General features: G+C 44.4%; 19 protein-coding genes and 1 pseudogene. 12 read left to right on the top strand and 8 right to left on the bottom strand.

Annotated elements, in window-relative coordinates:
• Positions 1-7: 7 nt before the first annotated feature.
• The 3 genes from J3P37_RS15145 to J3P37_RS15135 form a co-directional block, all read right to left on the bottom strand.
• Positions 8-1,255: a helix-turn-helix domain-containing protein gene (locus J3P37_RS15145; protein ID WP_256012190.1), complete on the bottom strand. Its 1,248-nt coding sequence runs from the start codon at positions 1,253-1,255 to the stop codon at positions 8-10.
• 380 nt (positions 1,256-1,635) lie between these two features.
• A complete protein-coding gene (locus J3P37_RS15140) occupies positions 1,636-2,712 on the bottom strand; it encodes a spore photoproduct lyase family protein (protein WP_256012189.1) in 1,077 nt (358 codons plus the stop codon).
• Between the two features lie 163 nt (positions 2,713-2,875).
• Positions 2,876-4,810 carry a T9SS type A sorting domain-containing protein gene (locus J3P37_RS15135; RefSeq protein ID WP_256012188.1) on the bottom strand — a complete coding sequence of 645 codons (1,935 nt, stop codon included), beginning with the start codon at positions 4,808-4,810 and terminating at the stop codon, positions 2,876-2,878.
• A gap of 194 nt (positions 4,811-5,004) precedes the next feature.
• Between J3P37_RS15135 and J3P37_RS15130 the strand changes: the two genes are divergently transcribed.
• Complete coding sequence (locus J3P37_RS15130) at positions 5,005-6,303, top strand: PQQ-dependent sugar dehydrogenase (RefSeq protein ID WP_256012187.1); 1,299 nt, start codon at positions 5,005-5,007, stop codon at positions 6,301-6,303.
• A 101-nt stretch (positions 6,304-6,404) separates the two neighbouring features.
• On the opposite strand, the gene J3P37_RS15125 is transcribed toward J3P37_RS15130, so the two are convergent.
• Positions 6,405-7,472, bottom strand: coding sequence for an SDR family oxidoreductase (locus J3P37_RS15125; RefSeq protein WP_256012186.1), 1,068 nt, complete (start codon positions 7,470-7,472; stop codon positions 6,405-6,407).
• A 307-nt stretch (positions 7,473-7,779) separates the two neighbouring features.
• Between J3P37_RS15125 and J3P37_RS23145 the strand changes: the two are divergent.
• The 6 genes and pseudogenes from J3P37_RS23145 to J3P37_RS15095 all read left to right on the top strand — a co-directional run.
• Positions 7,780-7,953 (top strand): annotated as a pseudogene (locus J3P37_RS23145) (class I SAM-dependent methyltransferase); the annotation flags it as partial.
• 24 nt (positions 7,954-7,977) lie between these two features.
• On the top strand, positions 7,978-8,370 hold the full coding sequence (locus J3P37_RS15115; RefSeq protein ID WP_256012185.1) for a hypothetical protein: 393 nt from the start codon (positions 7,978-7,980) through the stop codon (positions 8,368-8,370).
• A gap of 218 nt (positions 8,371-8,588) precedes the next feature.
• Complete coding sequence (locus tag J3P37_RS15110) at positions 8,589-9,428, top strand: universal stress protein (RefSeq protein WP_256012184.1); 840 nt, start codon at positions 8,589-8,591, stop codon at positions 9,426-9,428.
• 134 nt (positions 9,429-9,562) lie between these two features.
• Complete coding sequence (gene dinB / locus J3P37_RS15105; RefSeq protein ID WP_256012183.1) at positions 9,563-10,732, top strand: DNA polymerase IV; 1,170 nt, start codon at positions 9,563-9,565, stop codon at positions 10,730-10,732.
• A 4-nt stretch (positions 10,733-10,736) separates the two neighbouring features.
• A complete protein-coding gene (locus J3P37_RS15100; RefSeq protein WP_256012182.1) occupies positions 10,737-13,688 on the top strand; it encodes a DNA polymerase III subunit alpha in 2,952 nt (983 codons plus the stop codon).
• Between the two features lie 122 nt (positions 13,689-13,810).
• Entirely contained in the window at positions 13,811-14,773 is a 963-nt protein-coding gene (locus J3P37_RS15095; RefSeq protein WP_256012181.1) for a TIGR03885 family FMN-dependent LLM class oxidoreductase, read from the top strand.
• A gap of 26 nt (positions 14,774-14,799) precedes the next feature.
• Here the strand turns inward: J3P37_RS15095 and J3P37_RS15090 are convergent, their stop codons facing one another.
• Positions 14,800-15,087, bottom strand: coding sequence for a hypothetical protein (locus tag J3P37_RS15090; RefSeq protein ID WP_256012180.1), 288 nt, complete (start codon positions 15,085-15,087; stop codon positions 14,800-14,802).
• Between the two features lie 177 nt (positions 15,088-15,264).
• Between J3P37_RS15090 and J3P37_RS15085 the strand changes: the two genes are divergently transcribed.
• The 4 genes from J3P37_RS15085 (at position 15,265) to J3P37_RS15070 (ending at position 19,366) form a co-directional block, all read left to right on the top strand.
• Entirely contained in the window at positions 15,265-15,528 is a 264-nt protein-coding gene (locus J3P37_RS15085; protein WP_256012179.1) for a hypothetical protein, read from the top strand.
• A gap of 68 nt (positions 15,529-15,596) precedes the next feature.
• The gene (locus tag J3P37_RS15080; RefSeq protein ID WP_256012178.1) at positions 15,597-16,073 is read left to right on the top strand and encodes a (2Fe-2S)-binding protein; all 477 of its coding nucleotides are present in this window, start codon (positions 15,597-15,599) and stop codon (positions 16,071-16,073) included.
• A complete protein-coding gene (locus tag J3P37_RS15075; protein WP_256012177.1) occupies positions 16,060-17,079 on the top strand; it encodes an FAD binding domain-containing protein in 1,020 nt (339 codons plus the stop codon). Before J3P37_RS15080 ends, J3P37_RS15075 begins: the two co-directional genes overlap by 14 nt.
• A gap of 49 nt (positions 17,080-17,128) precedes the next feature.
• Positions 17,129-19,366: a xanthine dehydrogenase family protein molybdopterin-binding subunit gene (locus J3P37_RS15070; RefSeq protein WP_256012176.1), complete on the top strand. Its 2,238-nt coding sequence runs from the start codon at positions 17,129-17,131 to the stop codon at positions 19,364-19,366.
• Between the two features lie 40 nt (positions 19,367-19,406).
• On the opposite strand, the gene J3P37_RS15065 is transcribed toward J3P37_RS15070, so the two are convergent.
• From J3P37_RS15065 to J3P37_RS15055, 3 genes are all read right to left on the bottom strand, one after another.
• On the bottom strand, positions 19,407-20,303 hold the full coding sequence (locus J3P37_RS15065) for a polysaccharide deacetylase family protein (RefSeq protein ID WP_256012175.1): 897 nt from the start codon (positions 20,301-20,303) through the stop codon (positions 19,407-19,409).
• 69 nt (positions 20,304-20,372) lie between these two features.
• Positions 20,373-21,197 carry a glutamate racemase gene (gene murI / locus J3P37_RS15060; protein WP_256012174.1) on the bottom strand — a complete coding sequence of 275 codons (825 nt, stop codon included), beginning with the start codon at positions 21,195-21,197 and terminating at the stop codon, positions 20,373-20,375.
• A gap of 108 nt (positions 21,198-21,305) precedes the next feature.
• Positions 21,306-21,599, bottom strand: a complete 294-nt coding sequence (locus J3P37_RS15055) for a DUF3817 domain-containing protein (RefSeq protein WP_256012173.1) — start codon at positions 21,597-21,599, stop codon at positions 21,306-21,308.
• Between the two features lie 164 nt (positions 21,600-21,763).
• Here J3P37_RS15055 and J3P37_RS15050 point away from each other — a divergent pair, with 164 nt between their 5' ends.
• Complete coding sequence (locus tag J3P37_RS15050; RefSeq protein WP_256012172.1) at positions 21,764-22,132, top strand: hypothetical protein; 369 nt, start codon at positions 21,764-21,766, stop codon at positions 22,130-22,132.
• Positions 22,133-22,212: the final 80 nt, after the last annotated feature.

Below are 22,212 nucleotides of genomic sequence, written 5' to 3'. Positions count from 1 at the left end.
CTGTTTATCAGCTTGCTATGGGAGGGTACTGCTGGTTCTTCAGATAATCGGAAGGACTGGTGCCGGTATGCTTTTTAAATGCGTTGAAAAAGGTAGTTCGTGAGGAGAAACCTGCCTCCCTCCCCAGGCCTTCCATGCTTAAATCCCTCCAATCGCCGGCATTAAATCTTCCGATAACATAACTTACCCGGAAACTATTAATATAATCGTTAAAGCGCATCTGGTAGTGGTGGTTAATTACGTGGGAAAGTGTTTTTGCCGGTATTCCCAGCATTACGCTCAACTGATTTACTGAAAGTTTCTGATTACGATAAAGCTCCTGCTGAAGAATGACTTCTTTTAGCGACAGAGCATATTCCTGCAGCAGCTTCTCACTTATCACGTATTCTTCTTCCTTCTCGCTGTTCATCACAGGCTCTTCGTCAGCAGGCGGAACAAACAATTCAGCCTCAGCCAGATGTGTTGCATCCAGGGGCTTACTGCCTGCAAGTTCGGCTTTGCTCTGCGAACCAAAACCATACAGCACTGTAGGCCAGAAAAACAAGGATGCGGCGAATATGAAAAAAAGAAAGACAATAAACAAAACCATGGTTCCATTGGCGTAAAGCACCTGGCTTTCGGTTGTGAGGGCGACGTAACCACGAAAGGTTATTACCGCAAAAGTCCCGTAAAGCAGCGTACTCAGGGATATGAACCAGAGCACCCACCGCACCTTTTTCGGCGGAATCTGCTCGCCTTTCTTCCTGGCAGCCAAGGCCAGCTGCCACAATACGGGGAGATATAGCAAACCTTGCAGCGGCCTGCATAAAAAGTGTGTTAACGGGGGTAAAAAACCACTTGCTACCTGAAAAGAGAGAGCAGGTTTGCTAACTATACTCTCCAGTAGCTGTATTTTCACTTCCATAGGAAGTAGAAAGTAAGGCAACAGATCGATATATCCCAACAATACCGGAAGCAAATGAAGGTAGTCGCGGGCGCTGAGCATATCCTCTCCTTTTAAAACAGACCTGCAATAGAAATAGGTAAAAGGAGGAACAATGTAATAGATGGGCGCCCCTAGGCGGAAAAGCCAGGGAACACTTAGAATATCACCTGACAACACCAGCAGGTAAAGCAGCGCATACCAGCCCAAAGCAAGTTGTACGCAGGCAAGAATCCGCGCTCTGAAGCGGTTTTGCCTCCTTCTGACTAATAAAAAGGCGCTTGTAAGAGTAAAAAACACCCCTCCGATAATGAAGCTTGAATATAGTTCCATTGAATGACCGAAAGAAAAATGCTTTAAAAGCCCCCTTTGTGAAGGCTAAAGGTAACACTGTTCCCCGCTATTTATACGCGCCACGAGAAGTAAAGTTATTAATCAGTTGGCTTCTTTTTTTGACGTGGGATAATTCCATAAAAAAGGCGAGACTGGTTAGTCTCGCCTGAAGCTTACTGTGCGGCTTCGGAATAGGTAGATGCTATACGTATCTTCTTAACAATATGTCCCTCTGCCCTGTGGGAGCCCGGTGGTTTCAGAAACTTCCAGCACAAGGTGTTAAATCAAGATTTTGGCAAAAGATTCGGTTTTTTTGCCTGGCACGTAAATAACCCCGAGTGGGCGGTCATCTTGACTTAAGAAAATTGCTTATTCATTATTCAAAAAGCATATCGGATCTTACAATAAGGGATAATCTCCGTGCATAAATTAACTAGTTCATCAACCAGTTCACGTTTCAGGTTGTTCTTATAACGAACATTTCGCTGTCCGGTCTGACTGTATTTAACTTGCTGGATATCCGGACGCCAAAGCACTTCCTCGGCTTTTGGATGCCAGTTCAAATTAACCTCATGCAACTGCTGGTTATGAGTAAGGAAGATAATTTCTGTGGCGAGCTGGCGTTTGGTTGGCTCATCAAGGGTATCATTCAACTCCTCGAGCAGCGTTTGCCAATCGCCTAGCCAGCCATCATAATAGATCACCGGCGCAAAAGATACGTTAACCTCATATCCTGCTTCATGAAATTCATTCATTACAGCGATCCGGTCACTTATTGGCGTAGTGCGGACGTCTACCAGTTTGGACATCTGGTGTGGCATGAGACTGAAACGTATTCGGGTTTTCCGTTGCGGGTCATAATCCAGGAGCTCCCGGTTTACGAATTTTGTGGCGAAAGTAAGTTTAGCATTGGGCAGTTTTGTAAATAGATGCACCATATCTTTCACATTGTCGCAGATAGCAGCATCAGCGCTGCAGTCGCCGTTCTCCCCTATCTCATATACCCAATATTCAGGGTCAATCTGGTCCGGTACGAACTTCTTCCCCTGCCTCCCGGCATGGCGCTCAATATAGCCCATGATCTTTTCGATATTTACGAAAATGGTAATGGGATTCGCATAGCCTTTTCTTCTTGGCACATAGCAGTATGAGCAAGACATGGTACATCCATTAGATTGTGATGGGGCTACCCAATGCGAACTACGGGTATTTGGCCGGGCGCTCAGACTATGCTTCGTTCCGAGTATGAGCACATTTTTTTTGTTCCATAGCCAGTCCTCTACCGCACCGGCAAAGCCAAACAATTCGGGTATTTGATTATGAGTTTGTACCTCTATAAGCCGGGCACCCGGGTATTTTGCCAGGATCTCACGCCCACGGGCATATTCACGGATATCCGGTTCATGGTAGATCTCATGGATAGTTAGCAGATTATCAATTGTTTTTTCATGCAGCATAAGCATGTCTAGCGACTATCGTACCATTTTTAAGCTGGCTGGTTCTACACACGCGTGAAAACAAGAGACGTGTTCAACAAACAATCAATAAAATAGCCCCGCAGTAAATACGGGGCTATTATGGGTAAATATAGACGATAAAAGAATGTTGTTAATTACAGGCCTAGTTCTTAACTATCCGGTCAGTAAACAGTTGACTGCCATTTTTCACCTGCAAGATGTAGACACCGGACGCAAATCCTGAAAGGTCGATTGTAAACGAATCAGTACTAGTACTGCCGTTGGTAGCCTGCCTTCCGTTAAGATCGGTTAAGCGATAGGTCGATTTTGCCATGGATGGAACCTTCACATTCACAATATCCGTAGTAGGATTAGGGTAAGTAGCAATATCAAGGTTTTTGAACTTATTAATCTTTACGGGTACCGGATCAGTATAAGAATATTCACCGTTATTATCTACCTGTTTCAAGCGATAATACAACTGATCTGACGATGTATTGGGCTGAATGTCGGTATAGGAATACAGACTTTTGTCGGATGTTGTTCCTTTACCTTTAATCATGGTGAGCGTTTCAAATAGGTTGCCATCTGCGCTTCGTTGCACTTCGAAATGCGAATTGTTCGTTTCGGAAGCTGTCTCCCATCTCAAATAAGAATTACCGTCTTTATAGATCGCAGTGAAATACTTGAGTTCGATAGGTAAAACACCCGACGGCGTAACCAACTGAGCATAAATATCCTCATCAGCACCACCATTGCGCATGTCTGTCCAGGCTACAACCATGTTATCATTGCTCAAAGTAATATTCGGATCATATTTTAAGCCAGGTGCGTCACTAACAACGATTCCCTGCGGAGTCCATAGAACTACACCATTTACCGAGACTTTTTGAGCTAACAGCGAATAACTTTCAACGTCCAGTTTTCCTGGAACTACAAATATAAAACTGCCGTCAGCAGCTCTCTCTACTGCATGTGAGGGATGGTCGACAATACCAGTGGCAAATAGTTCCACATCACTGCTCCATAACTTTGTTCCATCAACGGCAAATCGCTGTGCATAAAACCCGGTATCAGCAGCGTTCCGTGAATCAGACCATCCAACAATAACTCCACCGGCATTATCAGAAATAAGCCTGGCGGCACCCTGAGTGATCTGATCAATCTCGAGGCCATAACCGCTAAAGCTTAAAGCGCCCTGGCTGTTGATATGTTGCAAAAGTAATCTGTTTCCTGCATCCTCTTCCATTACAAGCAGAAAAATGCCTCCCTGACCATCACTTATAATCCATTGGTCTTCAACCTCGACTTCAGGAACCCATGTTGTTGATAGTACTTTTATGCCCTCGCCTGAAAAAACAGGTTGTACGCTCGAGTCATATTTTTGGAAATAATAATCGTTGGTATCAGTACTTTCATTTTCGACAGAATAAAAAACAGTCAGCTCGTTATTTCCAGTAAAAAGCTTTTTAAACCATGCCTCCGGATTGCTGCTAACGGTCAATGTTCCTCCTGCCAGCGAACCATCATTGCGTACAGCTTGTAGTTTCAAGCCCTCCTCGTAATATCCGACAAGAACACCTCCATCGCCAAAAGCGGCAATTGCCGAAATGTATTGACTCCCTCTGCTCATAACTACAGCCGCTCCATTTGCACCCCATAATTTATCACCGTTGCTGTTAATTCTTTGCGCATAAACATCATGTGAAGATTCGATTCGTTCGCCGGAGTTTGGATCTCTGTCAAATTGATCCCAACTAACAATTAGCCCACCATCAGCATCAGAAATCACCTGAGGGCTTTCTAACTGCTGGCTTGTGCTGCTAACGGTGATTCCGCCGCTGCCCCACAAAGGCATTCCCTGGGCATCAAGGCGCTGAACTTTGACCTGGTCAATTGTTGTCTGTGTATTTTGGTCGGTGAATCCTTCCTCCCAAACAATATAGGTCCCGCCTGTTCCGTCAGATAAAGACTTAATTGAACTTTGCTCCATTGTTCCCGTTGCAACCGGGGTGTTCACACCTGAATCGGAAGTCCATTGAGAATAGGCACTTACATACCCCAAAAGACATAATGTAAATGGTAAACTTTTAATCATAAATTTTTTTTTGCCTAAGTTAATACTTACCATGTTAATTGCAATAGAAATGTAGGTTAATTAAATGAAAGTCAGCGGATAAGTTTGTACTAGCAAAACAATTCAACAATTTGCCAACTTGTTATTGTAGGTACTAATAATGGCTAGTTAAACTTGTAAGTTTTAATAAAGTCTTTAAATGGCTGATACAATTTATGGAACGCATTACGTTAAAAAAGGGCTATAAAATATCCGGTATTGAAAATTCCAACTACAAAAGTGCTACCTATAAAAACGGAATTGGGACTCTGATCATCCTGACCTGTTGGTCACTGATGTTCATTTCCTGCTCAAAGAAAAGCACTGATCCTGAACCTGAAGATCCGGACACCGTTTTGCCATCGGTTGAAACAAGCCCTCCCAATACAAATTATAGTCCCGCTTTTCCCGGCCAGACTCGGATTAGCGGTACAAAAACTTCGGCAGCTTACAATGCGAAAGTACTTACCAGCTCATTGATCCGCCCCTGGGGAATCACCAGCCTTCCTGATGGTAGGTTTCTAGTCACTGAAAAAGCAGGTATTATACGTATGGTTACCAGTTTAGGAGATGTAGGAGAAGCCATCGGCGGAGTGCCTTCAGTCAACGCATCCGGACAAGGCGGCCTACTGGGCTTATGCCTCGATCCTGATTTCGCTGACAACAGAATGGTATACTGGTCTTTTTCTGAACCGGGTAACCTCACTGCTATAGCAAAAGGCAGGTTGGCAAATAACGAACGTACTTTTGAAGGTGTTACGATCATTTACAGGGCCAATCCCGCCTATGCCGGAGTAAACCATTATGGAGGCAGAGTGCTGTTCGACCGTTCGGGGCACCTGTTGGCGAGTACTGGGGAACGCTCCGACCTGGCAACCCGTGCTCAGGCACAATCGCTTAATTCGGGACTTGGAAAGATCCTTAGGATCACAAAAGACGGACAGCCTGCTCCTTCTAATCCTTTTTCCGGACAGGCAGGCGCTCTTTCCGAACTCTATTCCTATGGGCATCGAAACCCGCAAGGACTGGCTGTCCACCCTGTGACTGGCGATATATGGCAAGGGGAGCATGGTCCGAGAGGTGGCGACGAGCTTAACCGCCTTGAAGCGGGAGCAAACTACGGCTGGCCGGTCATCAGCTACGGCATCGAATACAGTGGTCAACGGGTAGGTGAAGGCATTCAACAACGTGATGGAATGATGCAGCCGGTATATTATTGGGATCCAGTAATTTCACCCAGCGGAATGACCTTTTACAAAGGCAACCGTATTGCCGAATGGCAGAACAATCTCTTTATTGCTTGCCTTAGCGGAATGCATATTGCTCGCCTTATTATTGATAACAACCGGGTAGTCGCCGAAGAAAGGTTACTTGTAAATGAACATCAGCGATTCAGAGATATCACTCAAGGCATTGATGGTGCGCTGTATGCAATTACAGATGGAGGAAGGCTCTATCGAATTGACCGGGGATAAGTCTCCAGTCTCATTGCAACATCACGCCGCTCAGCCGTTCAAGGCCTTAATAGCCAGCCAAATGAGATCAAGTAGTTTACTAGTGACCTTCTCCTCAAATGTTAGGGAATCAGTCGCTCTGCTCTAAGTTTTTCAAACAAGTCAAAAAACGATTCCCTGGTATCCTGGTAAGCAGTAAAGCCAAGCTTGCGGCTTTTAGACATATCCGTCATAACCTCGATCGGGCGTCCCAGATCCAGATCCGTGTGCCAGGCTGAAGCCAGACGTTTAATGACAGGCTCCTTCAGGTTATACTTGATAGCCATACCCTCCCAAACCGGCCCATCAGCGGCCATCTCTGCTTCCAGCGGATGGATGGTTCCATCAAAACCTGCAGCCTCAACACCAAACCACTCCGCCAGTTTATACCATAGCCAGTTCCACCTAAACACCTCTCCGTTAGTGATATTGAATGCCTGGTTATGGGCAGCATCGGTTGTGGCAGCCCATATCAATTGCTCAGCCAGTATGCGTGCGTCGGTAACATCCGAAAGCCCCTTCCATTGTGCTTCTGATCCCGGAAATTGAAAAGCCCTGCCTGTTTCTTTACAGATACTGGCATAAACGGCCAAAGTTGTGCCCATGTTCATCATATTGCCTACCGCCCTGCCGATAACGGTATGCGGCCGGTGAATGCTCCAGGTAAATCCATCGCGTTCAGCTGCTGCATACACCTCATCTTCCTGGGCATAATAAAAGTTCTCGATTTCCAACCGGGGATGCTCTTCGCGCACCGGCGTTAAGGGCAAATTTCCGGATTTTGCATAAGCTTCAAAGGGACCTAAATAATGTTTAAGTCCGGTAACTAAAGCCACATGCTGAACTGATCTTTTTGCCGAGAGCACATCCAAAAGATTGCGCACCATAAGGCTGTTTACGCGGATGTTCTCTGCTTCTGTTTCATTACGCATCCAGGTGGTAATGAATACATGGGTCGGCGAAATGCTTGCCAGAGCCTTGTTTAAACTTTCGAGACTTAACAGATCTGCCGGTACCGGCAAAAGTTTATTTAGTTCATTGCCAGGCTTGCGGGCCAATCCGTAAGTATTCCATTCTTTCGCAACAAGTCTTTCGGCAAGGTTGCTGCCAGTAATACCGCTTGAACCTACTACTAATGCTATCTTTTCCATATTTATTCAGCGTTTAAAAGAGAATATTGTTTGATGGAGTACTTAGACCTGTGATAAATAATTCATCGGTCGGTCGAACAAAAGACAGCTGGTTCAAATAATCAAAAATTAAGAGCAAGTTGATTACATTTGCGTATAGTAGATACTCATAAACAGGGTCCAAAATGAAAGATAACTTTTCATCCCAATCCGAAAAATATGCGAAGTACCGGCCTGCTTATCCATCTGCATTTTTTAATTACCTCAATTCGTTAATAGAAAACAGGCAAAATGCATGGGACTGCGGCACGGGTAATGGGCAGGTGGCATTCGAGTTATCCAAAACGTTCGGAAAAGTTTTGCTACTGATATCAGCCCTCAGCAGCTCGACAATGCGGCTCAGGCCAGCAACATCACCTATTCCCTTCAAGCGGCGGAACATACGGATTTTCCCAATCAACATTTTGACCTGATTATCGTTGCACAAGCTATTCACTGGTTTAATTTCGATAAATTTTATAGTGAGGTGTATCGAACTGCCAAAAAGAATGCGCTGTTCTGTGTAATTGGCTATGGGAAAATCGAAGTTTCCAGGGAAATAGATCTCTTAATTGTGAACTTTTACGAGAATATAATAGGAAGCTACTGGGACAATGAACGGAAGTACCTGGACGAAAATTATCAAACTATTCCTTTCCCGTTTAAGGAAATCCCAGCTCCTGAATTTCAGCATAAATTGAAATGGACGTTTGAGCACCTGACAGGCTATCTGGATACGTGGTCGGCAGTTAAACACTTCATTAAACAAAACGGCTACAACCCTATTGATCAATTGAAAAGAGACATTGCGCTGTATTGGGGTGATCATGAGGAGCGGGAAGTTCGGTTTCCCTTACTCTTACATCTGGGAATGGTTTGACCGGCCCAATCGATCCACTTCAGGGAAGCCGCCCGAAGGGAAAAACCGCAATATTTACAGTTACCATCCTCCAGACATATCTCATAACAATCTTACACTTAATTATTTTAATCATTCTTTTTGTTCAAATAATTCAGGAACTTTATAGTACGACACTCAAGTAATATAAACCTAAATACTTGTACTAACAGACTATCAAATTCTCAAACCTAACAGCCATGAAAAAAGTAATTGCAGCATTCGATGGTTTAAAATTTTCTGAGAGTACCCTGGAATATGCCATTGAGATTGTAAAAAATAGCAGCGGATTACTGGTAGGGATATCTCTTGAAGATTTCACTTATCATAGTTATAGTGTATTTGATATAGTAGGAAGTGAAGGTGTTTCCGCCGAAAAAGCAAAGCTTCTTCGGGATAAAGACCGCAAAACCAGGCGCGAGTCCGTACAGCATTTCCTAAACGCTTGCCACAAGGCAAATATCAAAACCAAAATTCACAGAGATAAAAGTCTGGCAATTCAGGAACTATTAAAAGAAACTATCTACAGCGATTTGCTGATCATCAGCCAGCAGGAAACATTGACACATATAAAAGAAGAACCTCCGACCAGGTTTATCCGCGATCTTCTGACAGACATACAGTGTCCGGTACTTATTGTGCCCAAAGTTTACAGTCGAACCGAATGTATAATTGTTTTATACAATGGTGCCCCCTCTTCCGTATACGCTGCAAAAATGTTCAGCTACATGCTACCGCATTTTAAAGATCTGCCAATTGAAGTAGTAACGGTGAAAACCGATAGCGAAGAGATGACGATTCCCGAGTCGGCATTGATCAGGGAATTTGTCGACTGCCATTTTCCTGATGCCAATATTAAAGTACTTCATGGAGATCCTGAAATTGAGATTGTGAAGCACCTGGAAGCTAAACAAAACTCGCTGGTTGTTTTGGGTGCTTACCAGCGCAATATGGTAGCCAGGTGGTTTAGACCCAGTATGGCCGATTCCTTAATGAGAAATATGCAGCTGCCGCTTTTCATAGCACATTATAAAACCTAAGATCATTTTCTTTTGCTTCCGTTCAAATCTGTTCGAACTACATTTGAACCAACTCCCTCTATTATAATCACATAAAAAATCTTCCTTCTTCTTACCATTTACTAATATTTTTAGCATTAAATTTGCTACTTGTAATGGTAAAAGAGATGGCAGACGACAAGCATATTATTCACATGGACCAGGATGCTTTCTTTGTATCCGTGGAGGTCCGGAAAGACTCAAGCCTTGTTGGGAAACCGGTGATCATCGGCGGAAGCTCCGACCGTGGTGTTGTTGCTTCCTGCAGTTATGAAGCCAGGAAGTTTGGAGTGCATTCGGCGATGTCATCACGGATGGCAAAAATGCTTTGCCCCCACGCTGTTTTCATTAAGGGTAATATGGATGAGTACTCTAAGGCTTCGCATGAGATCACGGATATTTTAAGGGAACGCGTTCCCTTAATAGAAAAGGCCAGCATTGACGAGCATTATATTGACATGTCGGGAATGGACCGTTTCCATGGTACCTTAAAGTACGCTCATGAGCTGAGACAGCAGGTGATTAAAGAAACGGGGCTACCTATCTCGTTCGGACTATCGGTAAATAAAACGGTCTCAAAAATGGCTACCAATGAATGTAAGCCAAACGGGGAACTGAACATTGAAAAACCGGAAGTACAAAATTTTCTAAATCCACTGTCTATTAAGAAAATACCCGGATTAGGAGAAAAAACATTCATTAAGCTGAGCGATATGGGGGTAAAACGGATCTTCACCCTGGCCCAGATCCATCCGGAACAAATGCATAGCATCTTGGGTAAGAACGGCTTAGTACTTCTTCAAAAAGCCAAAGGAATTGACAACAGCCCCGTAATACCGTACCACGAACAAAAAAGTATAGGCACGCAATGCACCTTTAAAGCCGACACCATAGATGTGGAAACCATTAACAACTTACTTACTTCCATGGTAATGGATCTGGCTTATGAACTGCGTCAGAAAAGGAAATTGACAGCCTGCATCACGGTCACTATCCGCTATTCCAATTTCGAAGACGTAACCAAACAGGCAACCATCCCCTATACTTCCCTGGACAGTACATTGATAAGAAAAACGAGGGAGCTATTCAGGCAGGTTTACCAGAAACGGATGCTGCTTCGCCTGGTTGGAGTACGTTTGTCTAGCCTGGTGAGCGGTTTTGAGCAAATTGACCTGTATTCGGAATCCCAGGAACAGTATAGCCTTTGTCAGGCTATGGATAGGATCAGAAAACGGTTTGGCGACAAGTCCATCGCCCTGGCTTCTACCATGAACTTAAACCTTTAAGGCGATGTACCTGAATGTTCATTCTCAATATAGCCTGCGCTATGGTACCCTGTCCATTAAGAAATTAACGGAAGAAGCAGAAGCCCGCGGAATTACTCAGATGGCCCTCACCGATATTAATAATTCCACCGGCATCATGGAGTTTATGCGTCAGTGCAGGAAAAAAGGGATAAAACCGCTTGGAGGACTAGAGTTTCGGAGAGATAAACAATTGCTTTACATCGGGATTGCCAGAAACAAAGAAGGCATGAAAGAGCTGAATGATTTCTTAACGGAACATAATCTGGAGCAGAAGGCACTGCCAGATCGGCCTGTTGCGTTTCAAAATGCTGTGGTAATCTATCCCTTCAACTATACTGGTATCCTCCGGAAGAATGAATTCCTGGGGATTCGCTTTGATGAACTGCATTTGCTTTATAAAAGGGATTTAACCGGGCTACGGGAAAAACTGCTCGCGCTGCAGCCAGTTTTTGTCGCTGATAAACTGGAGTATCGTCTGCATGAATACCTGCGAGCCATAGACTTAAATACGGTGCTGACCAAAGTTGAGGAACAGGATAAGTGCAGGAACACAGATCTGTTTTTATCGCCGGGCGAGCTGGAGGCGAAGTTCGCTAAATATGCCTTCATTCTGGATAACACCAGGAATCTGATGAACCGCTGCGTGATGGATTACCCCGAAGGAAAGATCAAGCTTAACCGTAAGACATTTACAGGCAGCAGGTCGGACGACAGGGAGCTACTGGAAAAGCTCGCCTGGGCAGGCATGAAATATCGCTATGGCGATAAAAATAGAGAAGCGCAAAAGAGGATCAAGCATGAGCTGAAAGTGATCGATGAGATGGAATTCTGTGCTTATTTCCTGATCACCTGGGATATTATCCGCTATTCCATGTCCCAGGGCTATTATCACGTTGGAAGAGGTTCTGGCGCCAATAGTATCGTAGCCTACTGCCTGAGGATCACTGATGTTGACCCCATTGACCTGGATCTTTACTTTGAACGTTTTTTAAATGCGCAGAGAAGTTCTCCTCCTGATTTCGATATTGATTACAGTTGGGATGAACGCGAAGATGTGCAGGATTATATTTTTAAGCGATACGGCCGTGAGCATACAGCGCTATTGGGCACAATGTCGACCTTTAAAGACAGGAGCATCATACGTGAGATCGGCAAAGTGATGGGATTGCCTAAGGCAGAGATCGATGGGTTTACCGACCGGACCAAAGAAGCGGTTAACCGGAACAACCCAACTTTCAAAAAGATCTTAGCCATCTATGAGCTGATGTCTGATATGCCTAATCAGCGTAGTATTCACGCGGGCGGTGTATTGATTTCGGAAGAGCCTATTACCTACTATACGGCTCTTGATCTTCCGCCCAAAGGCATGCCGGTAGTTCAATTGGATATGTATGAGGCTGAAGAGATTGGCTATGACAAGTATGATATTCTAAGCCAGCGCGGCATCGGTCACATTAAAAATGCGGTTAGGCTGGTGGAAGAAAACCTGCACCGTAAGATCGACATACACCAGGTGAAAAATTTCATGACTGACCCTAAAGTAAACGAGCAATTAAAGCAGGGCATCACAATCGGGTGTTTCTACATTGAATCGCCTGCCATGCGTCAGTTAATTAAAAAACTGGGCTGCGATAACTACCTGGTTTTAGTGGCTGCGAGCTCTATCATCCGTCCGGGTGTTGCCAGTTCAGGTATGATGCCTGCCTATATCAAATACCATCACGCGCCCGACAAGGTGAACTACCTCCACCCGGTAATGGAGGAACAACTTCGGGAAACTTATGGAGTGATGGTGTATCAGGAAGACGTGATAAAAATATGCATCCACTTCGCCGGAATGAATGGGTCGGACGCCGATATCCTGAGACGAGGCATGAGCGGAAAGTACCGCTCCAGGAAAGAATTTGACCGTTTAGTGGAGCGCTTTTTTAAGGGTGCCCGTAAACTAGGCAGAGAGGAAAACACGATTAAAGAAGTCTGGAGGCAGGTATCGAGTTTCGCAGGCTACAGTTTCTCTAAAGCGCACTCAGCCAGCTTTGCGGTAGAAAGTTATCAAAGTTTATACTTAAAAACTTATTTTCCGAGGGAGTTCATGGTAGCGGTACTGAATAACTATGGCGGTTTTTATACTCGCTGGCTATATCTGCATGAGCTAAAGAAGGCTGGAGCTATGGTTCACCTGCCTTGCGTAAACCATAGTGATTCTGCGGTATCTATATACGGCACAGACGCTTATCTGGGTTTCATTGGGATTCAGGGGCTGGAAAACAAGTTCATCAGCCTTATACCGGAGGAGCGGAAGCACAAGGGTAAGTACCTCCATCTAGACGATTTTGTCAGCCGCACGGGAATTGGCCTGGAACAGTGTATTATCCTGATCCGTGTGGGAGCTTTAAGGTTTACAGGAAGATCAAAAAAGGAATTGTTATGGGATGTTCATACGTTGTTTGCATCCTTTGGAAACAAGGCTCATCGCAGGAATGAAGCGGAGCTTTTTCATACAGAGGCAAAAAGTTACACCCTGCCGGAACTAACCTGTACTAAGCTGGAAGATGCGTATCATGAGTTGGAGCTGCTCGGCTTCCCGGTGTCTATGACAATGTTCGCGCTTTTGAAAACCAGCTTTCGGGGTGAGCTAATGGCTAAAGAGCTGGATACCGTGATCGGAAAGACGGTTAAGATGGTCGGGCAATACGTCTGTGAAAAGACGGTTCATACAAAGAACAACAAGAAAATGTGGTTTGGAACTTTCCTGGACAATGAGGGTGAATTCTTCGATACGGTTCATTTTCCGGGTACTACTCCGGGTTATCCTTTCCGCGGGGCAGGGTGTTATTTGATTGAAGGCAAGGTGGTAGCAGATTTTGGATTTGCTAGTTTGGAGGTAAGGAAGTTTGCAAAGCTCGATATTCAGGAGAATCCGGTAATGGGCTAATAAATCTTTGGTTTTTCATGCGATTTGTCAAAGCTGTTCACCAGATAATTAGCAATAACCTCCAAACAATAGAAACAACCATGAGTTAGAATCTGACAGAGCTACAATTAAAGCTCAAAAAGATGATTTCAATTGGATACCATGCCTCTCACGAACAGTTCAAACCAAGTGAGTTAATGAAGCTTGTTCAGTTAGCCGAAAAAGCCGGTTTTACATCGATTAATTCCTCTGACCATTTCCATCCTTGGAGCGAGAGACAAGGCCAGAGTGGCTATGCATTTTCATGGTTGGGTGCGGCTATGCAATGCACGTCCATACCTTTCGGTGTGGTTTGTGCACCAGGGCAGCGCAATCATCCTGCTATTGTTGCACAGGCAGCAGCCACCCTTGCTGAAATGTTTCCAAACCGTTTTTGGATATCTGTAGGGAGCGGTGAGGCTCTTAATGAACAGATCACTGGGGATAAGTGGCCTGACAAAACAGAAAGGAATGCCAGGCTATTAGAGTGCGTGAATGTAATGAGAGATCTGTTTGCCGGAAAGACTGTCAACCATGATGGGCTCATACGTGTTGAAAACGCACGCCTGTACACTTTACCTTCCACAGCTCCGCTGATAATCGGAGCTGCTGTGACAAAAGAAACTGCGGCCTGGGTTGGTTCCTGGGCGGATGGATTGATCACTGTATCTAAACCGGAAAATGAGCTTAAAGAAACGGTGGAAGCTTTTAGAAACAATGGAGGAGAAGGCAAGCCGATGTACCTGAAAACGCAGCTATCCTATTCACGCTATGAAGAAGCCGCCCTCTCTGGTGCTTATGACCAATGGCGAACAAATATTTTCCAGGGCACTGTCCTGGCCGACATGCCGACAACAGCTCACTATGATGCAATCGCAGAATTTGTCAGGCCGGAGGATGTTGCTAAGATGGTCCGCATATCCTCTGATCTAAATCAACATCTTGAATGGATTGAAAAAGATATCGAGCTTGGTTTTGATAAAATCATCCTTCATAATGTAAACCGGGAGCAAGAACTGTTTATCCGTGACTTTGGAGAAAATGTATTACCCAAGATCAGAATCTAAAAAAGTAGTCGACTCTGTTGTTTTTTCTACAAATCCATCATCATGAGGTCTATTTTATCAAACAATTCCCCTACCCCTAACGATGCCCAGATAATAAAAACACCCAGAAGCATTTTAACCAGTACGGGTACAGATACCGCAATATTTTTTCGAACGATCGCATCTACCGGAGGGAAATAAACCAAAGAAAGCAGCGTCAGGAAAATCCCGAAACCTGGATCATTACCCCAAAAGGTATTTATTGCCCCGGCTACTAAAACAGCCATGCCGAACAGCCAGCTGAATATTTCTCTAATAGTTAATTTGTAGTTCATATCAAACGATTTAATTTTTCTAATCCTGTAAAAGTTACTTTGCAACACAAAGTTAACAAAAAGCACTTTGTATTTCAAAGCAAGAGTTTAAAAATTTAAAAATATAGCGAGATCAACTTTTTAGAAACCCTTATCCATATTCTTAGTTATCATTTTTTAACCAGTAGTACAGACAATATGAATGCGCAACATAATCGCCGGAAATTTTTAGGCAACCTTTCATTGGGGCTTGGCCTTGCTGCCCTGGGTACTTCGGCAATGAGTTCATTAATTGCTTGTTCGGGTAGTACTAACGAAAAAAGACGATATGAGGCGGCTGAACAAAAGGGCCAAAAGAAGCTTGGAATAGCTTTAGTAGGATTGGGCAATTATGCTGAAGGTGAACTGGCGCCTGCATTGCAGGAAACTCAGCATTGTTACCTGGCCGGAATAGTGTTTTAATCGAAACGAATAGACCTCTTCTACATTGAGTAACACTCTTATAACATTTACATTAAAATATCGTCACCATGCCTATAGTCAAGCTTAACATAAACCAGCAAACCTATGAACTTGACGTTTTACCCTGGGTTTCGCTACTGGATGCCATAAGGGAACGCCTCCTTCTTACCGGCACCAAAAAAGGTTGTGATCATGGGCAATGTGGCGCCTGCACCGTGATCTGCGATGATAAGCGCATACTCAGCTGCATGACCCTGGCGGTGATGAAGAACGGTGCGGCTATCACCACGATAGAAGGCATTGCCGAGGGAGACGAACTGCATCCCCTGCAAAAAGCGTTCATTGAGCATGACGCTTTTCAATGCGGCTATTGCACTCCTGGCCAAATATGCAGTGCGATTGGTTTGCTTACAGAAGGCAAGGCCAAAACCCGCGAAGAGGTAAAGGAACTGATGAGCGGCAACCTTTGCCGCTGTGGAGCAAACGCCAATATCATTGATGCCATTATGGAAGTAAAAGAAGGAGGATCTCGTGAACAATTTTGATTATCAGCAGGCAGCGTCTATAGCTGACGGAATTCAGTTGGTATCCACTAATAACAAAGCTGCATTTGTAGCGGGCGGAACCAACCTGATCGACTTATGGAAATATCGCCTTATGGAACCAGAACTGCTGGTCGACCTGAATCAGGTGAAAGAACACCACTCTATCGAAGAAAAAGAAGATGGAAGCGTCCGATTGGGCGCATTTGTGTCCAATGCCGATACAGCTTATCACCCAATTATTGAAAAACGTTATCCCCTGCTTTCAAAAGCAATTCTGGCAGGGGCTTCGGCACAGATACGCAATATGGCAAGTAACGGGGGGAACTTACTTCAACGCACACGCTGTTACTATTTTTATGATCCAAATGTGCCCTGCAATAAACGTACGCCTGGCTCCGGCTGTTCTGCTATCGATGGGTATAACCGCATCCATGCTATACTAGGCGCCAGCGATAATTGTATTGCGGTCTTCCCCTCCGATATGTGTGTGGCTCTGGCTGCATTGGATGCCGTGGTAAATACATCCGGAACCGATGGCGAACGATCTATCCCCTTTTCAGAATTTCACCGGCTGCCCGGAGATATGCCTGAACAGGATAATAACCTGCGGCATGGAGAAATTATTACGTCTATTGACTTGCCAGAGAAAGGATTTTCCGGAAACTATTCTTACCTCAAGCTTCGCGACCGGCATTCTTACGCATTTGCCCTGGTATCTGTTGCTACCGGTTTAGAACTCAGTGGCGATATCATTACCGACGCACGTATCGCCCTGGGAGGGCTTGCCCATAAGCCCTGGCGCATCAATGAAGCAGAATTATTTTTAAAAGGGAAGCAAGCCAACGCGGAAAGCTTCGCGGGCGCAGCTGAAATACTATTACAGGGTGCAAAAGGCTTCAAATACAATAGTTTTAAAATAGAACTAGCAAAAAGAGCCATTATCCGAAATGGCTTAATGGCTCTCCATCCGGAACAACAGCTTCCCGGCGCCAGACCATCAGCATAGTTTTCAGACTTTCAACAACAGTACAACGTGTAGTAAAAGCAAATAAATTATGTCAGATCAGTCATCAGTTGGAAAACCTGTAAGTCGTTTGGAAGGCAGACTCAAAGTCACTGGCGCAGCTAAATACGCAGCCGAATATGATGCCCCCAATCTTTTATACGGCTACGTAATAAACAGCACCATCACCAAGGGGAAGATAACGAGCATAGATACAAGTGCCGCTACTGCGGTTGAAGGTGTTGTAGCGGTCTTCAGTCATGAAAACCGGCCGGAATTGCCCTGGCTCGATATAAAGTATGCAGATATGGATGCGCCGCCAGGCACCGTATTCAAGCCTCTGTACGACAACGAAATAAAGTATAACGGTCAGCCGATAGCATTGCTGGTGGCGAATGATTTTGAAACAGCGAGGTACGCCTCCACCCTTGTCCGTTTTGAGTATGAAGAAGAATTCTTCGAGACCTGCCTGGATAATAACCTGGAAAAGGGACGGGATGCAAAGAAAGGCATCGCAACCCTCCTGAAACCTCCTCCACCGGCGCCTACAGGCAATTTTGAAAAAGCCTTTGAAAACTCTGCAGTAAAGCATACTGCAGAGTACCTGCATAGTACGGAGCACCATAATCCCATGGAGCTATTTGCAACTACAACGGTTTATGAGGGAAACGGAAAACTCACCATATTCGACAAAACTCAGGGTACCATAAACAATCAACTCTATGTGGCCAATGCATTTGGATTATCTTATAAAAATGTCAGGGTAATAGCTCCTTTTGTGGGAGGTACTTTCGGATCAGGTTTAAGGCCGCAGCATCAGCTTTTCTTATGTGTAATGGCTGCATTGGAATTAAAAAGGAATGTCCGTGTTACACTCGACAGAAAGCAGATGTTTACTTTCGGCCACCGCCCGCAAACGTATCAGAAACTTAGATTCAGTACAGACGAAAACGGAAGCATCACGGCTATGAATCACCTTGCGATTGGCGAAACATCGCAATTTGAGGACTATGCAGAAAGTGTGGTTACCTGGAGCCACAAGCTTTATCCGGCGGCCAATACTCTTCTTGAATACAAGCTGGCTCCGCTCGACTTACCTTCGCCTCTTGATATGCGGGCACCGGGTGGCTGCACAGCAATGCATGCTATTGAGTGCATGATGGACGAACTTTCTTATAAACTGAAGATGGATCCTCTGGAACTTCGTTTAAGGAATTATTCTGAAATTGACCCTTCAACAGGTAAATCATTTACCAGTAAAGAATTGAAGCAATGCTATCTAAAGGCGGCAGAGCGTTTTGGATGGAAAGACCGAAATCCCGAACCCGGCAGCATGACTCGCGGCAATAAATTAGTGGGATACGGTATGGCTACAGGTATATGGGATGCCTACCAGTTCCCCTCCCGTATCGAAGCCATTATCACTAAAGAGGGGAAACTTATTATTAATAACGCTGTAACTGATATAGGAACCGGAACATTTACCGTGATGACACAGGTGGCCGCTGATGCTTTGGGCCTGCCCCTGGAGGACGTAACATTCAATTATGGTGATAGTCAGAAGCCTTTTTCAATGTTTCAGGGCGGTTCTGCTATTGCAGCGTCAACAGCATCAGCGATAATTATTGCGGCAAGAGCTTTGAAAAAAAAGCTATTGAAAAAGGCAAAAGCGATCTCTAACTCGCCGCTAAAGGCAGCAGCCGAAGACGATGTGATGTTTAAGAATGGCACTATCCGCTTGAAGAAGGACCCCATGAGCGTTGTGTCCTTTCAAGAGATTGTCGCCTCAAATAATGGCCGACCTGTCAGAACTGTCAATATGGGAATGCCTCATGCTTTCAAACTAAGGAAATACACCAAGGCCACTCATAGTGCTGCTTTTGTCGAAGTTGAAGTAGATAAAGAACTGAAAACTATCGCTGTTACAAGAGCTGTATCGGCTGTAGCCGCAGGAAAGATCCTCAATCCTAAAACAGCCCGGAGTCAGATAACCGGTTCTATGGTATGGGGTATCAGCAAAGCCTTGCATGAAGAAACTATCCTTGACGAAAAGCTTGGAAAGTATATCAATACAAATCTGGCAGAATACCACATACCCGTGCATGCGGACGTGAATGAACTGGATGTGATTTTTGCAGATGAGCCGGATGAACTTATAAACGAAGCTGGTGTAAAAGGAGTTGGTGAAATCGGCCTGGTTGCCATGCCTGCGGCTATTGCTAATGCTATTTTTCACGCCACAGGGAAACGGATCAATAAGTTACCTGTTCATTTTGATGAGCTGCTATAATTAAAATAAACAGCGCTCACTGAGCGAGCGCTGTTTTATTTCAGTTTCTTTTTCCGGAGAAACTATTCACCATACTGTTATGCAAGGTTTTTGCACTCCAATAGCCGCTGGCAATGATCCTCCGTATGGTAAACAGTGGATCATCCTGATCGCGGGTGGTTGCCAGAATAAATGCAGCTTTAAATCCCCTTTTCTTAAGCTCCGGGATAGCTTCCTTGTTCCATAATCCGAAAGGATAAGCAAAGTATTCGATATTCTTACCGGTAATTTCTTCCAGCGTTTTCGTCGGCTTTTCGATTTGTTTTTTCCAGTCGTCGCCTTTGTACTTTTTCACATTTTCATGGTTCCAGGTGTGGCTGCCAATCAGGTTGCCTTCATCAGACAATTGCTTTACCTGATCCCTGCTCATGTAGCGGGGTCTGCCTAAAGATACCGTCATGATAAAATAAGCAGCTTTAAATCCGTACTTTTTAAGTTCCGGCGCAGCAACTGTGAACTGATCCAGATCCGTATCGTCAAAGGTCAGCATTACAGGTTTAGAAGGTAAAGAATCGCCATATACCAGGTAATTATATACCTGCTCAGGCAATACCGAATGATAGCCGCTATCAGCAAGCATTTTCATATGCGCTTTAAAGGTAGCTACAGGGGTAATGTAATCCTTCGCGGTTTTGGAGTCTGAAGCTTTCCAATCGCGGATCTGATGATAACAAAGGATCGGAACCTGCTTGCGACTCAAAATGGTGGCTGCATCTGCTGGCCTACGTTCTGCCTTTGCGGCTGTTTCGGTGTTGGTTTGAGATGTACCGGCCACTTGCGTACTTGCCGAACTGCCTGTATTGTCTGCGTTGCTTTCATCACTTAACTTTTTATTTTCCTGACAGGAAGCTAACAACAATGCGGCGCAGACAAAAGGTATTAACCTGAAGTATTTCATATGACCGCAAATTAAGCGAATGAATCCATCAGGAACAACAGAATTATTATTTATTAGAAAAAAAGCGACCTAAATAGCTAGGTGTTTTGAGAACACTTCCTGGCCGAGAAAAACTTTAGCCTTTTGGTTAAACCCGTCGGTTGATTCGGTGGTATAAAATTCGGCATCCCCATTCTTTGAACATAAAATCTCGATCTCGGGATGTCTCTGCAAATAATCATAAAGGCTCTCTGCCACCAGCTCACCTTGAGATATAAGCGTTATATCAGCTGAGACAAACTGTCTGATCTTATTTATTAACAAAGGATAATGCGTACATGCCAGCACCAGGGTGTCGATATCCGGAGACTTCTGTAGCAGGCTATCCAGATTCTTCCTGATAAAGTAATCCGCACCTGGCGAGTCAAACTCATTGTTTTCCACCAGGGGAACCCACATGGGACAGGCTTCCTGCTCTACCTTGATGTCGGGGAAAAACTTTTCGATCTCTATTATATACGATTGAGATGCCACAGTTCCCTGAGTGCCAAGGATTCCAACCCGACGGGTTTTGCTGTATTCCCCCACTAGTTCCGCTGTGGGCCGGATCACCCCAAGGACGCGGCGCAGATCTGGCAATTGTGTGAGGTCGTTTTGCTGAATACTTCGCAGCGCTTTTGCGGAGGCCGTATTACAAGCCAGGATAACCAGCCTGCAACCCATGCTGAACAGATGCTGCACACACTCCCAGGTATAGCGATACACGGTTTCGAAAGAGCGGGTGCCATAAGGAACCCTGGCATTATCTCCAAGATATAGATAGTCATACTGAGGCAGCACCTTAGCTATCTCCCTGAAAACCGTTAAACCACCGTATCCTGAATCAAATATGCCTATGGGCCCTGCTTCTTTCATAAACGCGAATTTAATGATGAATTATTAACGAATCTAATGGTGAGTTATGAATTATGAGTGATGAACGGCCATTCATAATTTATAACTCATAATTCATCACTCCTCACCCTATTTATAGATCTTTTTCTCAGCATAGAAAGTGCCGAATGGCACAAGAGAAACAAGGAATGCCGCAGCTACCTTACCGAAGCTCCACTTATAATGAAGTGCCACTGGAATAAGCAGGAACACGTAAGCTACAAATAAAACGCCATGAGCCATTCCTACAATCTTATTGGGTTCAGGCATGGCGAATTGATATTTCAGGATCATGGTGACACCTAGAAGAAGGTAAGATAAACCTTCCAAAAACGCGATAATTCTAAACCGCCCAAGGGGTGTTTTAACTAATTGTGCTGGCATGTGTGTTTTATTTGCAATTGCCTGCAATCTTAATGAAAGTAAACGAGTTAATATGCCTTAAAAGCATCGAGTAATTAAATCTGAAATTCCAATGACACGGTTTGCCTACAATTCTGTTAAACACTTTGCTGGCTGATCATTAAATTTTACATTTGCAGCAAATTATGTTTCGTGCTTTAACCGCATATCTTTTAATTGTGACTGTTTTAACCGCCAACTTAAGCAGGTGTTTCCTGTTTGCCGGTTTTTCACTAAATCAAAAGTATATTGCAGCGAAGCTTTGCGAGAACCGGGATAAACCTGTCTTGAATTGTAAAGGGAAGTGCTACCTAGCCAAAAAGATTAAACAGGCCGAAGAGAAAGAAAAGAATCAGGAGCGGCAGTCGCAAAAAAACAACTTCCAGGAAGCGCTGATCACCAGAAAAGTTAACCTGATTGTTCCTGTGCCTCAAATAGTTCATACTTCTTTTTCCGATTTACCTTTTAGCCTTAGTAACCGTTCATCTGATTTTTTCCAGCCGCCCAGAGTCTAGTTTCACCATTACTCTGATTAACACCTAAGGTTCAAGGCTATTGTCTGAACTATGGTGATGGTTTAACTTAAAGACAAATC

Origin of the sequence: Desertivirga xinjiangensis, from assembly GCF_024436435.1 — a bacterium.
Classification (GTDB): domain Bacteria; phylum Bacteroidota; class Bacteroidia; order Sphingobacteriales; family Sphingobacteriaceae; genus Desertivirga; species Desertivirga xinjiangensis.
The sequence above is the reverse complement of the archived record's forward strand: the minus strand, read 5'-3'. Positions and strand labels throughout refer to the sequence as shown.